The sequence below is a fragment of the Azospirillum aestuarii genome (assembly GCF_016632405.1).
GTDB classification, from domain to species: Bacteria; Pseudomonadota; Alphaproteobacteria; order Azospirillales; family Azospirillaceae; genus Azospirillum; species Azospirillum aestuarii.
Map to the genome: position 1 here is coordinate 211,304 of NZ_JAEPIV010000004.1, position 15,140 is coordinate 226,443.

A 15,140-nucleotide genomic window follows, 5' to 3' on the forward strand; every position below is an offset into this window, starting at 1 on the left:
AGGGTCAGGGGCGGCAGGCGACGTGCAGCCCCTTGCCCACCGGGAAGACGGTGGAGCCGAAGCCGGGCAGGGCCTCCACCGCCGCGATGTAGCCGGCGATCTCCTGTGGATGGGACAGGGCGTTGTCGGCCAGCAGCAGGCAATCCGGCGCCAGCTTCGGCAGCAGAAGACGCAACTGCTCCGGGGCGCTCCAGCGGTCGGCGTCGAAGAACACGCAGTCGAAGGGGCCGTCCAGCCCGGCCACCGTCTCCGTCGCGTCGCCGACCAGCAGGTTGACGCGGCTGGCCAGCCCGGCGCGCTCCAGGTTGGTGGCGGCCTGGGCGCTCTTGCCCGGATCGCGCTCGACGCTGGTCAGCGGTTCCGTGGCGCCGACGGCCTGCAACGCCGCGGCAAGCCATAGGGTGCTGACTCCGTTGGAGGTGCCGATCTCCAGCACCCGGCGGCGGCGTCCGCTGCGCACCAGGACGTGCAGCAGCTCCGCCGTCTCGCGCTCCAGATTCAGCATCTTGCGGGCGCGGTCGCCCTCGCGTGCGTCGTTGTCGCGCCCATAGCTTTCGAGATCGCGGAGCACGCGGTCGATGGCGTCATCCAGCAGCATGGCGTGGGTCCCGGTGGCGGAGGTACGGCCAAGACCCTGCGCCCCTTGTGGCCGCAGGGTCAATAGGCTGCGGTCAACGGAAGGCCCCCGCCCGCCCTGCGGCGGGAGGGGCATCGCGGTTGGAGCCGTCACGCCGCCTGGTTGAGCTGCTCCGCCCGTTGCGGGGCGATCTTCAGGCGGGTGGCGAGGTAGGTGAGATAGGCGCGTTCCGCCTCATGGTCGCGGTCCACCGCCATCAGCGACGCCAGATAGACCTGCTCCGCCATGTCCGGGTCGGTGACGGAGCGGACCAGCGAGTCGAGCGATTGCGGCTGGGACAGCTCCTGCTCCACGATCCGCCGTTCCTCCGGGCCTCCGCCGGCCTCGTCCAGTGCGGACATGACGCGCTGGCGCTCGGCCGCGGAAATCTCGCCGTCGGCGTTGGCGGCGGCGATCATGGCGCGGATCAGCAGCAGGGCGTGCTGGTCCTCCATGGCGAGTTCGGGAAAGGCGCCCTCGCCGGACCCCGACGGGGTCGCGTCAGGGGAAGGGGCGGAGCGCTGTTGGAAGACCTGGGACAGCCGCTCGCCCAGCGATCCGCCGCCGGAAGCGCCGGCCCCACCGAGGATGCCGCCCAGGATGCCCCCCGGCGTGTTGCCCGAGCCGGTCGGCGGAGCACCCCACGGGCTGGCGCCCGGCTGCTCGGAGCGGGCCGGTGCTTGTCCGGAGGATGGCTGCCCCGACGGTGGCATATTCTGCTGACGCTCCTGATAGGCGCGGTAGGCGAGGTAGGCCAGCGCGCCCAGCCCGGCCATGGGGCCGACCCCCATGCCGCCGCGGGCGTGCATCGCCGGCCCCGAGCCCATCCCCGACCGGTTCAGGATCGAGCCCAGATCCTGCGCGCTCCTGCGGCTGTGCCCTCCCATGCCGGTCGCCAGAAGGGTGCCGAGAATGTTCTGTAGATTCGCCATGACGCGCCTCTCTCCTTGTCGATGCAGCTTCGCGCCTCATCAACAGACGAAAGGGTTCGGCGTCACGGCACAGCTATCGGTGCCGATGATGGGCCTGACCAGCCGATCCGTCTTCTATGACGGCCTCTATGCCGGAGGTGGGGTGGCTTTCGAACAGGCTGTGTGGCGCGCCGGCTTCCGCTATCTTGGCGCGCATCAGAGCGCAGCAAGCGCCGACGCCTGCCGGTCGGCAGGCGGCATTTTGGAGGAGACGCCCATGACCTTCGACCGGAACGCGGAGCCACCTCTGCCACAAACGTCGCCGCCGTCGGCTCCGGCCTGCGGGTCGCTGTGGAACGACTATCTCCACCGCCTGCTGGGCACGGCGCACGGCTGCGTCGCCGCGAACGACGACGAGTCCGATCCGGAGCCCGCCTGCTGCTGCGCCGCCGGATGATGCCGTGATGTTATGACCGAGAGCGGTCGGGTGCCCGTCAGCGGGCGCCCGCCGCCTCGATGATCACCGCCGCCACCGCGTCGGGCCGGGAGGCGTGAGGGATGTGGCTGGCCCCGACCTCCACCGTCCGCGCGCCGATGCGTTCGGCGGTCGCCCGCAGGAAGGCCGGGGGAAGCATCCGGTCCTCGCTGGCGACGATGTACCAGGATGGTTTATGCTCCCACGCCGCGGCGGTCACCCGCGTGCGGAAGCAGCCGGCATGGACCGGCCCCTGGGTCGCGGCCAGCAGCGCCGCCTCCGCCGCCGGCACATCCTGGGCGAAGTTCGCCGCCAGACTCTCCGCCGGCAGATGCAGATAGCCGGTGCGGTCCATCGACACGCTGGACAGGCCGGGCGAGGGCGGGAAGGGCTTCAGCGTGTCGTTCGGCGACTGGCCGATCCCCGGCGCGAAGGCCGCCACATAGACCAGCGCCTTCACCTTGTCCTGATTCCCGATCTGGGTGATCACCGCCCCGCCCCAGGAATGGCCGACCAGCACCACCGGCCCCTTGGCGCGGTCGATGGCGCGCTGGACGTGGGCGGCATCCTCCTCCAGCGAGGTCAGCGGATTCTGTACGGCGATCGCCTCCAGCCCCTGGGCCTGGAGCAGGGGGATCACGCGGCTCCAGGCGGAGCCGTCGGCGAAAGCGCCGTGGACGAGGATGACGGAAGTGGCGACCGGGTCCATGGACCGATTCCCGTGACAGTGACCGACCCTATCCTCTGACCACGACCACGCCCGCCTGTCCAGCGCGGAGCCTTCGCTTTTCCTCCCTGCGGAAAAGCCACGCCGACGCTGAGGTCAAAGGGTGTCTTGCTGCGGAGCGGGATGAAAATTTCGCAAAATCGCTCTTGAGACTAAGATTGTTCTGGGATACGGTATACCAACAGTGAGGCGGGGCGATTGTCCGTCCCTTCCGCCAAGCCAGACCGTCCATCCGTATCGCCAGCCCGAGCCCTTGAGGTGAGCCATGGTCAAGACCCTTTCCGCCGTCCGTCCCGGAAGCCGCTCGAACGCCGTCCGCGGCGCCGACGATGCCGCTCCCGCCGGCGTCGTGGTCGCCCTGCGCCCCGATCACCGGCCGTCCGATCATCGCCATTCTGATCACCGGCAGCGGGCCGCGGTGCTGGCGGCGACCACCGGCGGGCGCGGCCCGCGCATGGACATGCTGACGATCACCCACAGCCGGGGGGCGGCGGAGGATCGCGGCGCGGAACTCATCCACATCGACGGTCCCTACGCGGACGTTCTGGCCTACATCGCCGACTCGCCGGAGTGCGTGGTCTGCTTCGACACGCTGCACGGTGGCATGGCCCGCGCGCAATTGTCCGTGCCCTGACCTTGTCCGTGCCCTGACCGGGCGCCGGGTCCTGCTGGAGAGCGAATCGATGAACGCTTGTATGATGAACGCCTGCATGATGAGCGATTGTATGACGACGCCATTTTCCGGGCAGGAGCTGGCCTCCGCGATCATCGCGGCGGCGTTGTCGCTCCCGTCGGCCAACGGCCGGCTGCATCTGCCCGACGGTGCCGTGCTGTGCGACCCGGCGGCGCTGGAGCGGGAGTTCGCGCTGGCGGCACAAGGGCTGTCCCACTGGCTGGCGCAGAACGAACCGCGCATCGCCGAGGCCACGCGGGCCAGCCGGTTGAAGATCGCGGCCGGGGTCATCCGGGCCGCCGTGGCGACGCTGGAGCATGCCGGGCGGCGCTGCGGCGAATTGAGCGACCGCGGTGAGCGGGCGCTGTCCATCGACTTCAGCGCCGTCTGCGACCGGGTTCAGGAGCGTCCGGGCCTGATCGCCCAGACGGTGGCCGCCGCCGCCGCCGGCCACACCAGCCACGCCGTCGCCGCCTGAGGGCAGCGACCGCCGAAGATTGGACGTTACAGCAGGGTGTGCTCGACCAGGATCTTGGTGCCGATGGCGAGCAGGCCGAGGCCACCGATCAGTTCCGCCCGGCGGCCCAGCAGCGGGCCCGCGGCCCGGCCCAGCAGGACGCCGCCGAAGCCCATCAGGAAGGTGACGACGCCGATCAGGCTGGCGGTCACCGCGATGTTCACATCCGCCATGGCGAGGCCGACCCCGACCGCGCTGGCGTCGATGCTGGTCGCCACCGCCACGGTCAGCAGGGCCAGCCAGCCCGACCGGGTGGCCGCCGCCTCGTCATCCTTCTCTCCGGCAAGCGCATTGCGGATCATCGAGCCGCCGATCATCAGCAGCAGGCCGAAGGCGATCCAGTGATCCACCGCCTGGACGAAGCCGGCGAAGGCCGAACCCACCGCCCAGCCGATGGCGGCCATCGACAGCTGGCAGGCGCCGAAGGCGAAGCCGACGCGCAAGGCCTCCGACAGGCCGGGACGCTTCTGAACGGCGCCGCGACCGAGCGCCGCGGCGAAGCTGTCCATGGAGAGGCTGACGGCGAGGACGAGGGAGGTGGCACCGAACATGGCAACAGGCTCCGGCCAAACGGACACGACAGCACGTCTGCACCCGGTTGGCCTTCGGGAGCGTCCGCACCATCGGTCTTGCCGAACCGGCCGGACGCTGTCCGGCTGCCGCGCGCGCCACGGGACGGCCTGATGCAGGACGGTCCCGAGTCTGTTGGCACGCGCCCCTCTCGACGGAGGGTGGCTACTCCCCAATGACGGGGCCGACCCTAACGCCGGTAAGTCTGGGTGTCAATCTATATGAATAGGTGTTCATATATATTTGAATCGCTCTAAAAAGGCATGGCTGCGCGCCGCCCTGGACGGAGCATGGTGCAACGCGGAACGATTTGTTAAGAGCCTCTGACGCCTTTATGCCGGTGCGGTTCGTTGGGGTACGAAACGCTTGGATTCAATGGGCATCATTGGGCGCGGGGGTTCGTCATGGGGTTGCTGACGGGGGTCGGCTCGCTGTCGCTTTCGGGCAAGACGGTGTCGCTGTGTGTCGGTGGATTGGCGCTGTTGACGGGCGTCACCTTTTTGGTCAACGAAACGTTGCTGAGCCGTTATGCCGAGCGCATGGCGGTCGAGCGGCAGGAAACCAACATGCGCGTCGCTTGGGACGTGCTGAACCAGTATGGGCGCGACATCAGCGTCCGCGACGGCACGCTCTACGCCGGCGACCGGGCGTTGAACGGCTTCTTCGAGCCGGTCGACCGCGTGAAGACGCTGGTCGGCGGCACCGCCACGCTGTTCATGGGTGACACCCGCGTCACCACCAACGTCCAGAAGCCGGATGGGGCGCGGGCCGTCGGCACCAAGCTGGCCAAGGGGCCGGTCTATGACGCCGTGCTGGTGCGGGGCGAGCCGTACCGCGGGCAGGCCGACATCCTGGGCGTTCCCTTCTACACCGCCTACGACCCGATCAAGGACCGGTCCGGCACGGTGGTCGGCGTGCTCTATGTCGGCGTGCCGAAGGTGGAGTTCTTCGCCCCGATCCGCGACACCCAGACGATGATCGGCGGACTCGGCGCCGTGGTGACGCTTCTGGTGGCCGGCGGCTGCCTGCTGGTGTCGCGGCGCATCTTCCGTCCGCTGACCACCATGCGCGGCGCCATGGAGCAGCTGGCGGCGGGGAACCTGTCGGTCGCCGTCCCGGCGCTGGACCGCAAGGACGAGATCGGCGGCATGGCCCAGGCATTGAGCGTCTTCAAGGAGAACGCACAGCGGGTCGCCCGGCTCGACGCCGCCCAGGCGGAGGAGCGCGCCCGCGCCGAGCGGGACCGCCGCGACGCGCTGGAGTCGGTCGCCCGTTCCTTCGAAGGGACGATGCTGAGCGTCGTCGAGACGCTGAGCGCCACCACGGCCCAGCTCGAATCCAACGCCCAGCGCCTCCATGGCATCGCCGAGAGCAGCAGCGGGCAGGCCGCCGCGGTCAGCGGCGCTGCGGGCGAGGCGAGCGACGACGTGCGGACCGTGGCCGGCGCCACCGAGGAGCTGACGGCCTCCATCGTCGAGGTGTCCCGCCAGATCGACGAATCCTCCCGCATGGTCCGCAACGCGGTTGAGGAGGTGGAACGCACCAACCACACGGTGGAAGGGCTCGCCGCCGCCGCCGGCAAGATCGGCGAGGTGGTGACGCTGATCCAAAGCATCGCGGCGCAGACCAACCTGCTGGCGCTGAACGCCACCATCGAGGCGGCGCGGGCGGGGGAGGCCGGCAAGGGCTTCGCCGTCGTCGCCAACGAGGTGAAGGGCCTCGCCAACCAGACGGCCAAGGCGACCGACGAGATCGCCCAGCAGGTCGCGGAAATCCAGGCGGTGACCGGCAGCGCGGTGACGGCCATCGGCGGCATCGGGCGCTCGGTCGTCGCGGTCAGCGATCTGGTCGGCCGCATCGCCGAGTCCGCCGACCGCCAGAATGCCACCACCGGCGCGATCGCCCGCAGCGTCCAGCGCGCCGCCGACCGTACGTCGGAGGTGACCCACAGCGTCCGCGACGTGTCGGCCTCCGCGCACGAGACCGGCACCATGGCGTCGGAGGTGCGGTCCGCCGCCGCCGATCTGGGCCGGCAGGCGCTGGCCCTGCGCGAGCAGGCCGGCGCGTTCCTGCGCCAAATCCGTTCGGCCTGACGGGAGGGGTAGTCCGTGTTCCGCAACCCGCGTTCGCTGCTGTTCGTGTTCTTCTTCGCGTCGCTGGCGGCCCTGCTGGTGTTCAGCGGCGACCCGCCGGACGGCGGGCGGACCGACGCGAACCGGGATTTCCTGGCGGCCTGCGAGGCCAGCCCCTTCGCCGCGCGGAACACCGGCTCCACGGAGGCGGCGGTGCGGGTCTGCTCCTGCATCCTGTCCTGGCACCGCAAGGAGGGCGGGGCCACCGGCCGGCCGCTTCCCATCGCGCTCTATGGCGGGGAGGGTGCGGCCAGCGCCGCCGCGGCGGCGGTGGACGAGCGGGCGCGGGCGTCCTGCCTGTCCGGGCGCGTGACCCCCTGATCGTTTGAAACCCGCCTTTTTTGAGAAACGCCCGCAGGACGGGGCGGCCGGGGCTTTTCCAACGTCCCTGCCGCACCCATCCTATGGCGCTATGAGCACGCACGACACCCGCAATCCCTGCACGAAGCTCTGCCGCTACGACGCGGCGGACCGCTGCATGGGCTGCTTCCGCACCCGCGCGGAGGTGAAGCATTGGAAGCGCCTGCCGGACGAGACGAAGGCGGCGATCAACGCCCGCATCGCCGCGCGCGGCGGCACCATCTCCAAGAAGGACGGCAGGCGCGCGAAGAAGCTCGACAGGAAAATCCGCAAGATTGAGGCGAAGCTCGCCACCCTGCGCGCCCGTCGTTTGGAACTGGAGGGGCCGTCCGCCAAAGCGGCGGAGTGACCGCCGCCTCACCCGATCCCGGCGTGCCGTTCCACATACAGCAGCAGGGCGGGATAATAGTGCTTCTGTGAAACCGTCAGTTCCTGGCAGTAACGGCGAGCGGTACCGTTGGACAGCCAAGCATCAAGTTCGCCGGCCTCGCGCTTCTGGGCGATGACGCGGTCGATCTTGTCCATGATCTTGTGGATCACGTCCATTCCTTCTGTCGTGTGAACTTGTCATGAAATTGGCGAGCGCCACATTGGCGCCGTCGTCAATTGCCCGTTCAATATGAACCTCGGGACGGCGGTGAGCTGCGCATTGTGGGCATGCCTGCGTACCGCATTGCACAAAAGTGCGTTCGGGCCATCGCTCCCCGGCGCGGGTCAGCCCTTCGCAGGCGTTCGTTGACCGGCTTCCCGGCGCCGCCCCATTCTGTGTGCCGAAGCAAGAAAACGGGGAGGACATGCGGTGAGGGGTGGCGACAGACCGCCGCGCCACCGCAGCCAACATCATGACCGCCATCGCCATGACCGAACGCCGCGCGGAGCTGGACGGCGGCGCCTCCGCCACTCTGGTTCTGCTCTGTCTGCTCTGGGGCTTGCAGCAGGTCGCCATCAAGGTCGCCATGACCGGATTCTCGCCGGTGCTCCAGGGCGGGTTGCGCTCGCTGGGCGCGCTGGCGCTGCTGTGGGCCTGGGCGGCGCTGCGCGGCATGCGCCTGTTCGAGCGGGACGGGACTCTTGGGCTGGGCCTGCTGGCCGGGCTGCTGTTCGCCGGGGAGTTCCTGCTGGTCTATGCCGGGCTGTCCTACACCACGGTGTCGCGCAGCATCCTGTTCCTCTACACCGCACCCTTCCTGGTGTCGGTCGGCGCGCATCTGCTGCTGCCGGGGGAGCGGATGCGCGGCGTCCAGGCGGCCGGACTGGCCTGCGCCTTCGTCGGTGTGGCGGTGGCCTTCGCCGACGGGCTGCGCCTGCCGACGAACCGCGAGATGATCGGCGATCTGATGGTGCTGGCGGCGGCGGTGCTGTGGGCGGCCACCACCTTGGTGATCAAGGGCAGCAAGCTGGTCCGGGCCAGCTCGACCAAGGTGCTGTTCTACCAGCTCGCCGTGTCCGGGGCGATGATGCCGGCTGCCTCGCTTCTGATGGGGGAGGCGGGGGTGACCGCGCCCGGCCCGCTGGCGCTGCTCTGCCTCGCCTTCCAGATCGTGGTGGTGGCCTTCGCCTCCTACCTCGCCTGGTTCTGGCTGGTCGCCCGCTACCCGGCGGCCCGCCTCTCGGCCTTCACCTTCCTGACGCCGCTGTTCGGCGTGCTGTCCGGCGCCCTGCTGCTGGGCGAGCGGGTCAGCGCCAGCCTCGCCGCGGCGATGCTGCTGGTCTGCGCCGGCATCTGGCTGGTGAACCGCCGCGCCCCCGCCGCAGGCGTGTAGAAAGACGGGAACCGCCCCGGTCCCCATCGGTTGGCTCTGCTGTCCCAGCACAAGCAGCGGAGCCGGCTTCATCATGGATTTGAACGGAAAAGTCGCCCTCATCACCGGGGCGGGGTCGGGCATCGGCAAGGCGTCGGCCATCCTGTTCGCCAGCGCCGGAGCGAGCGTCGGCGTGCTCAGCCGCACCGAGGACGAGATCCGCAAGACGGCGGAGGAGATCACCGCGGCGGGCGGCAAGGCCATCCCCCTGGTCGCCGACGTCGCCGACAGCGAGGCGGTGAAGCGGGCGGTGGACCGGCTGGTCCAGGAATACGGGCGGCTGGACATCGTTTTCGCCAACGCCGGGATCAACGGCGTTTGGGCGCCCATCGACGAGCTGACTCCGGAGGAATGGGACCGCACCATCAACATCAACCTGCGCGGCACCTACCTGACGCTGCACCACGCGGTGCCGCATCTGAAGACGGCGGGCGGCGGGTCGGTGCTGGTGACCGCCTCGATCAACGGCACGCGAGTGTTCAGCAACGCCGGGGCCACCGCCTATTCCTGCACCAAGGCGGCGCAGGTCGCCATGGTCCAGATGCTGGCGCTGGAGCTTGCCAAACACCGCATCCGCGTCAACGCCATCTGTCCGGGGATGATCGACACCGCGATCCAGGACAACACCCAGTCGCGCAACACCGAGAAGGCCGAGGAGGCCGCCGAGTATCCCGACGGCGAAATCCCGCTGACCCGCGGCAAGCCGGGCAGCAGCGCCGACGTGGCGGAGCTGGCCCTGTTTCTGGCGTCGGACCGGTCGAAGCACATCACCGGCACCCCCGTCTGGATCGACGGCGCCGAATCCCTGCTGATCGGTTGAGGGCCCGCTTATGGCGGACAGCTTCATGGCGGACGGCTTCGCGTGGTGGCAAAGCGGGGTGATCTATCAGGTCTACCCGCGCTCCTTCCAGGATTCGAACGGCGACGGGGTGGGGGACCTGCCGGGTATCCTGGCCCGGCTCGACCACCTCGAAACGCTCGGGGTGAACGCGCTGTGGGTGTCCCCGATCTACCCGTCGCCGATGGCCGACTTCGGCTACGACGTGTCGGATTACACGGGCATCCATCCGCTGTTCGGGACGATGGAGGACTTCGACCGGCTGCTGGCGGAGCTGCACCGCCGGGGCATGACGCTCATTCTGGACTTCGTGCCCAACCACAGCTCCGACCGGCACCCGTGGTTCCAGGCCAGCCGCTCGTCCCGCAGCGATCCCAAGCGGGACTGGTACATCTGGCACGATCCTTCCCCCGATGGTGGGCCGCCAAACAACTGGTTGTCGGAGTTCGGCGGCAGCGCCTGGGAATGGGACGCGGCGACCGGCCAATACTACTACCATGCCTATCTGAAGGAGCAGCCGGACCTCAACTGGCGCAACCCGGCGCTGCGTGAGGCCATGCTCAACGTGCTGCGCGTCTGGCTGGACCGCGGGGTGGACGGCTTCCGGGTGGACGCCATCCACCATCTGATCAAGGACGCGCAGTTCCGCGACAACCCGCCGAACCCCGGCTGGCGGGAGGGCATGTCGCCGGTCCGCCGGGTGATCCGCCTCCACACCGTGGACCAGCCGGAGGTGCATGACGCCATCGCCGCCATGCGCCGCGTGGCGGACGGCTACGGGCCCGACCGAGTGCTGATCGGCGAGGCCTATCTGCCCATTGATCAACTGATGGCCTATTACGGCGCCGACCTGACCGGCTTCCAGCTTCCCTTCAACTTCCACCTGCTGTCCACCCCGTGGGAGGCGAAGGCGCTGGCCGCCCTGATCCGCACCTACGAGGCCGCCCTGCCGCCCGGCGGCTGGCCGAACTGGGTGCTCGGCAACCATGACCGCTCCCGCGTGGCGAGCCGGCTGGGGGCGGGGCAGGCGCGGGTGGCGGCCATGCTCCTGCTGACCCTGCGCGGCACGCCGACGCTCTACCAGGGCGACGAGATCGGGATGACCGACGTGCCCATTCCGCCGGACCGCGTGCAGGACCCCTGGGAGAAGAACATCCCCGGCCTGGGGCTGGGCCGCGATCCGGTGCGCACGCCGATCCCCTGGGACGGCAGCCCGCACGGCGGCTTTACGACGGGCGAGCCCTGGCTGCCGCTCGGTTCCGACCACGACCGGGTGAACGTCGCGGCGCAGGCGGCCGACCCATCCTCCATGCTGGCACTGCACCGCGCCCTGCTGGCGCTGCGGCGGGCCGAGCCGGCCCTGTCGGTCGGGCGCTACGATCCGGTGTCGGCGGAGGACGACGTCCTGGCCTATGAGAGACGCCATGGAACCGGCCGCTTCCGCATCCTGCTGAGCCTGTCGGCGGAGGAGCGGATGGTGGACGCGGTGCCGGGCGGTGCCCATATCCGGCTGTCCACCCATCTCGACCGCGGCGGGGAACCGGTGTCCGGCATCCTTCGCCTGCGGCCCGATGAAGGGGTGGTGATCGGCTTCGACGACAAGGGAAAGGGTGGGGAATGAGCGGAGACGTGAAGAACAACGCGGCCAGGAACCGTTACGAGCTGACCGTGGGCGACGCCACCGCGGTGGTGGAGTACGAAAAGCGCGACGGGGCCATCGTCTTCACCCACACGGAGGTTCCGGAGAGCATGGCCGGGCAGGGCATCGGCTCCGCCCTCGCGCGCGGCGCGCTGGAGGACGCGCGCTCCAGCGGGCAGAAGGTTGTGCCGGTCTGCCCCTTCGTGGCCAAATACATCCAGCGCCACCCGGAGTACCAGGATCTGGTCGTCGCGGAGGGCGGACCATCGACGTGAGGCGATCGCCGTGAAGCGGATTCTCCTGGCCGCCGGCCTGCTGTCTCTTCTGCCGACGGCTAGCCGGGCCGCGACGCTGGAGCTGGACTTCGCCGCCTATGGCGGCGGCGTGTCCCTGGCGCGCGGCAGCGTCGTGCTGACCGAGGAGGCGGAGGGGGCAAACAGTCGCTACCGGGCGGCGCTGGAGGCGGAAGCGGTGCCCTGGCTCGGCCTCTTCACCAATTTCCGCTACCGCGCCGAGTCCGCCGGAAGGCTGGAGGCGGGCGCCGCCGAGCCGGATCGCTTCCGTGGCGAACGGCGTCTGCGCCGCAAGATGGATATCATGACCCTGTCCTTCGGCCCCGACGGGGTGGATGTGACCGCCGACCCGCCGCTCAGCCCCGACAAGGCGGCGCGGGTGCCGCCGGACAGCCGCCGGGGCAGCATCGATCCGTTGAGCGCCGGGGCGGCGGTGATCCTGACCGCCAGCCGGGCGGGCGGCTGCGGCGGACGCTATCCCGTCTATGACGGGCGCCGCCGCTACGACATCATCATGACGCCGCAGGGCAAGGGCGACCTGCCGTCGTCGCGCTACCGCATCGCCACGGGAACGGCGGAGGTCTGCGCGGTCACCGTCCGCCCGGTGGCCGGCTTTCAGGGCGACCGAGACCGGGACCGTTTCTTCGCCGAGGGGGTGGAGCGCAAGGCGACGGTGTGGTTCGCCCGCGCGCCGGAGAGCGGGCGCGTCGTTCCCGTGACGGTGGAGGTGCCGACCGACACGATGACGGTGCTCGTCCACACCGTCGGCGTGAAGGCTGGATTGTAACCTGCGTTACGGATTGGGGGCGAGGCGCCACTGGCCGTCGTCGCCGCGGCAGGCGGTGCCGGTGGCGGATTCCTGGCGGCCGTCGATGGTCACCTTGTGCTGGAACTCCTTGCACTCCCGCCCGGCGGAATCGCGCCCGGCGCGGATCGGGGTGATGGTTCCGCCGGTGTTCGCGCTGTCCGGGCTGTTCCAGCGGATGGTCTGACCGACCGGCGCGTCGAGCGCGCGGGTCTCCGCGCTCTGCGCCGCGTCGCGGCTGCCGGGGCTCAGCTGTTCCATCAGATAGCCGCCGGCGAAGTAGCCGAGCAGGCCGCCGGCGCCGATGGCCAGCAGATTGCCCGAGCCCTTGCCGATCTGCGATCCGGCGAGCGCTCCCACGGCGGCCCCGCCAAGCTTGCCCAGCAGGCCGTTGTCGATGCCGAAGGTGGTGTTTCCGCCGTTGGGCTGGGGAGCGGTCTGGGTCGGCGCGCCGTAACCGCCCTGGGTGAACACCTGCGCCGTGGCGGGCGCGGACGTCAGGGGAAGGGCGACGGACAGGCCAAGGCACAGGACCGAGGCGAAGCGAATCCCGGACAGGCGGACAGCGGACACGTCGGCTACTCCTTTATTGCAACGCGACCGTCATCTGAACACCGCGGCCCCGCTCAAGGTTGGGGCAAAAGGGCGACAATGACCATTCAGAGACGGCGTCTGATAGAGATGGCAATCGTCAGGCGCTCTTCAACTCCGGGAAGGCATCAGCCACGGCGCCGCACAGCGCCTTGCGGACGGCGCGGGCGAGATCGCGGTCGCGGTAGGGCTTGATCAGGAACTCGGCACTCAGCCCCTCGCCGCTCAGCCCTCCGGCCACGCCGTGGGCGTAGCCGGAGGCATAGAGCGCCTTCAAGGCCGGATATCGGCGCTGCGCCTCCTGGGCCAGTTCCAGCCCGTTCATGCCGCCGGGCATCACCACGTCGGTGAACAGCAGGTCCACCCGCGGCTCCCCGGCCAGCACGGCCAGCGCCTCCGGCCCGTTCTCCGCCTCGACCACCGTGTAACCCAGATCCTGGAGGGTCAGGACGGCGACCTGACGCACGTCGCGGTCGTCGTCCACCACCAGGATCACCTCGCCCTGGCCGGGCAGCGGACCGGTGTCCTCGCTCTCCTCCGGCGTCTTCGCCTGGCGGACGGCCGCCGGCGCGCAGGGCAGATGGAGGTGGAAGGAGGTGCCGCGCCCTGGCTCGCTCTCCACCCGGATCAGCCCGCCCGACTGCTTCACGAAGCCGTGGATCATGCTCAACCCCAGCCCGGTGCCCTTGCCGATCTCCTTGGTCGTGAAGAAGGGCTCGAAGGCGCGGGCCAGAATCTCCGGCGGCATGCCGCAGCCGGTGTCGCTCACGGTCATCCGCACATAGCGTCCGGGGCGCAACTCCGCATCCCCCTCTTCGGCCTCCACCATCGCGGTGGCGATGGTCAGCCTTCCGCCCGCGGGCATGGCGTCGCGCGCGTTGATGACGAGGTTCAGCAGGGCCGATTCCGCCTGCGTGCGGTCCACCAGCGCCGGGCACAGGGACGGCGCGCTGTCGATCTCGACGGTGATCGCCGAGCCCAGCGTGCGCTCCATCAGCTCGCCCATGTTGCGGACCAGCGCCTCCATGTCCACGCTCTCGGGGTGGAGTTGCTGGCGCCGCGCGAAGGCGAGCAGCCGCCGCGTCAGGTCGGAGCAGCGCAGCGACGCCTGAAGGGCCATCTCCACCCGCCGCGCCGCCTTGGGGTCGTCGAAGGTCATGCGGCCCAGCCGCTCCAGGCTGCCGATGACCACGGTCAGCATGTTGTTGAAGTCGTGGGCGATGCCCCCGGTCAACTGGCCGATGGTCTCCATCTTCTGGACATGGGCGAGCTGCAGCTGAAGCTCGCGCGTGTCGGTGACGTCCAGCACCGTGCCGCAGAGTTCCGGCGGCCGTCCGTCCTCGCCCGGCAACAGCATCGCCTTCTCCAGAAGCGTGCGGTACTGCCCGTCGGCGGCGCGCCAGCGGTATTCGACGGTGGACACGCCGCCCTGCCGCATCGCGTCGAACTGGACGGCGGCGCGCTCGCGGTCGTCCGGATGCAGGCGCGATTCCCAAAAACCGCCGTCCGTCAGGAAGCGCTCGGCGGGGAAGCCGAACAGCGCCTCGACATTCTCGGTGACGTAGCGGAAGGGCGTGCCGCGCTCCGGCCCGGCGGTGTAGAGCAGGATCGGCAGGGAGCGGGCGATCATCGCCTGCCGCTCCTCCGACCGGCGGAGCGCCTGTTCGGCCTCCAGCTTCTCGGCCCGCACGCGGTAGTTCTCGGCCATCAGCCGCTCGCGCAGGGCGGCCTGCCGCTTGACCTCCTCCGTCTTGCGGTACAGTTCGACGAAGACGGTGACCTTGCTGCGCAGGATGACCGGGTCCACCGGCTTGAACATGTAATCGACCGCCCCCGCGGAATAGCCGCGGAAGATGTGCATCTCGTCCTTGTTGATGGCGGTCAGGAACAGGATGGGGATGTGCCGCGACTTGCGGCGGTTGCGGATCAGCTCCGCCGTCTCGTAGCCGTCCATGCCGGGCATGTGGACGTCCATCAGGATCGCCGCGAAGTCCTGGTCGAGCACGCGCTTCAGCGCCTCCTCGCCGGAGCGGGCGAGGATCACCGTGGCGTCGAGGTCGGCCAGCGTTTCCCGCATCGCCAGCAGGTTCCGCGGATCGTCGTCCACGACGAGCACGCGGACCTCCGGCGGCGGCAGGGTGGCGTCCTCGATCTCGGTGATGCTGGGAATCTGGGTGTGGGGCATGGGCTT

Annotated in this window: 18 protein-coding genes; 11 read left to right on the forward strand and 7 right to left on the reverse strand. The window is 69.8% G+C overall.

Annotation, left to right across the window (positions count from 1 at the left end; all coding sequences use genetic code 11):
- Positions 1–4: 4 nt before the first annotated feature.
- Positions 5–598, reverse strand: a complete 594-nt coding sequence (locus tag JJL56_RS12070; protein ID WP_145624355.1) for an O-methyltransferase — start codon at positions 596–598, stop codon at positions 5–7.
- 128 nt (positions 599–726) lie between these two features.
- Entirely contained in the window at positions 727–1,548 is an 822-nt protein-coding gene (locus tag JJL56_RS12075; RefSeq protein WP_145624353.1) for a tellurite resistance TerB family protein, read from the reverse strand.
- A 256-nt stretch (positions 1,549–1,804) separates the two neighbouring features.
- Between JJL56_RS12075 and JJL56_RS33080 the strand changes: the two genes are divergently transcribed.
- Entirely contained in the window at positions 1,805–1,984 is a 180-nt protein-coding gene (locus JJL56_RS33080) for a hypothetical protein (protein ID WP_247889348.1), read from the forward strand.
- 37 nt (positions 1,985–2,021) lie between these two features.
- Here the strand turns inward: JJL56_RS33080 and JJL56_RS12085 are convergent, their stop codons facing one another.
- Entirely contained in the window at positions 2,022–2,711 is a 690-nt protein-coding gene (locus JJL56_RS12085; protein WP_145624351.1) for an alpha/beta fold hydrolase, read from the reverse strand.
- Between the two features lie 283 nt (positions 2,712–2,994).
- Between JJL56_RS12085 and JJL56_RS12090 the strand changes: the two genes are divergently transcribed.
- A complete protein-coding gene (locus JJL56_RS12090; protein WP_145624349.1) occupies positions 2,995–3,363 on the forward strand; it encodes a hypothetical protein in 369 nt (122 codons plus the stop codon).
- A gap of 91 nt (positions 3,364–3,454) precedes the next feature.
- Complete coding sequence (locus JJL56_RS12095) at positions 3,455–3,880, forward strand: hypothetical protein (RefSeq protein ID WP_145624347.1); 426 nt, start codon at positions 3,455–3,457, stop codon at positions 3,878–3,880.
- Between the two features lie 26 nt (positions 3,881–3,906).
- Here JJL56_RS12095 and JJL56_RS12100 read toward each other — a convergent pair whose 3' ends face one another.
- Positions 3,907–4,470, reverse strand: a complete 564-nt coding sequence (locus JJL56_RS12100) for a manganese efflux pump MntP (protein ID WP_145624345.1) — start codon at positions 4,468–4,470, stop codon at positions 3,907–3,909.
- 423 nt (positions 4,471–4,893) lie between these two features.
- Here JJL56_RS12100 and JJL56_RS12105 point away from each other — a divergent pair, with 423 nt between their 5' ends.
- The 3 genes from JJL56_RS12105 to JJL56_RS12115 all read left to right on the forward strand — a co-directional run bounded on the left by JJL56_RS12105 (position 4,894) and on the right by JJL56_RS12115 (position 7,330).
- Complete coding sequence (locus tag JJL56_RS12105; protein ID WP_247890384.1) at positions 4,894–6,582, forward strand: methyl-accepting chemotaxis protein; 1,689 nt, start codon at positions 4,894–4,896, stop codon at positions 6,580–6,582.
- A 15-nt stretch (positions 6,583–6,597) separates the two neighbouring features.
- Positions 6,598–6,942, forward strand: a complete 345-nt coding sequence (locus JJL56_RS12110; RefSeq protein ID WP_145624343.1) for a hypothetical protein — start codon at positions 6,598–6,600, stop codon at positions 6,940–6,942.
- Positions 6,943–7,033: 91 nt separating this feature from the next.
- Positions 7,034–7,330, forward strand: a complete 297-nt coding sequence (locus JJL56_RS12115) for a DUF1289 domain-containing protein (RefSeq protein WP_145624341.1) — start codon at positions 7,034–7,036, stop codon at positions 7,328–7,330.
- Between the two features lie 8 nt (positions 7,331–7,338).
- Here JJL56_RS12115 and JJL56_RS12120 read toward each other — a convergent pair whose 3' ends face one another.
- A complete protein-coding gene (locus tag JJL56_RS12120; protein ID WP_145624339.1) occupies positions 7,339–7,521 on the reverse strand; it encodes a hypothetical protein in 183 nt (60 codons plus the stop codon).
- A gap of 266 nt (positions 7,522–7,787) precedes the next feature.
- On the opposite strand from JJL56_RS12120, the gene JJL56_RS12125 reads away from it, so the two are divergent.
- The 5 genes from JJL56_RS12125 to JJL56_RS12145 all read left to right on the forward strand — a co-directional run bounded on the left by JJL56_RS12125 (position 7,788) and on the right by JJL56_RS12145 (position 12,340).
- The gene (locus JJL56_RS12125) at positions 7,788–8,744 is read left to right on the forward strand and encodes a DMT family transporter (RefSeq protein ID WP_345772568.1); all 957 of its coding nucleotides are present in this window, start codon (positions 7,788–7,790) and stop codon (positions 8,742–8,744) included.
- Between the two features lie 73 nt (positions 8,745–8,817).
- A complete protein-coding gene (locus tag JJL56_RS12130; protein ID WP_200485248.1) occupies positions 8,818–9,603 on the forward strand; it encodes an SDR family oxidoreductase in 786 nt (261 codons plus the stop codon).
- Between the two features lie 10 nt (positions 9,604–9,613).
- Positions 9,614–11,242 (forward strand): alpha-amylase family glycosyl hydrolase, encoded by a 1,629-nt coding sequence (locus JJL56_RS12135; RefSeq protein WP_247891042.1) that lies wholly within the window; start codon positions 9,614–9,616, stop codon positions 11,240–11,242.
- Positions 11,239–11,535 (forward strand): GNAT family N-acetyltransferase, encoded by a 297-nt coding sequence (locus JJL56_RS12140; protein WP_109469081.1) that lies wholly within the window; start codon positions 11,239–11,241, stop codon positions 11,533–11,535. Before JJL56_RS12135 ends, JJL56_RS12140 begins: the two co-directional genes overlap by 4 nt.
- A gap of 10 nt (positions 11,536–11,545) precedes the next feature.
- Positions 11,546–12,340 carry a DUF3108 domain-containing protein gene (locus tag JJL56_RS12145; RefSeq protein WP_145624333.1) on the forward strand — a complete coding sequence of 265 codons (795 nt, stop codon included), beginning with the start codon at positions 11,546–11,548 and terminating at the stop codon, positions 12,338–12,340.
- Between the two features lie 6 nt (positions 12,341–12,346).
- Here JJL56_RS12145 and JJL56_RS12150 read toward each other — a convergent pair whose 3' ends face one another.
- Positions 12,347–12,931 carry an RT0821/Lpp0805 family surface protein gene (locus JJL56_RS12150; RefSeq protein ID WP_200485249.1) on the reverse strand — a complete coding sequence of 195 codons (585 nt, stop codon included), beginning with the start codon at positions 12,929–12,931 and terminating at the stop codon, positions 12,347–12,349.
- Between the two features lie 118 nt (positions 12,932–13,049).
- Positions 13,050–15,134 (reverse strand): response regulator, encoded by a 2,085-nt coding sequence (locus JJL56_RS12155; protein ID WP_200485250.1) that lies wholly within the window; start codon positions 15,132–15,134, stop codon positions 13,050–13,052.
- Positions 15,135–15,140: the final 6 nt, after the last annotated feature.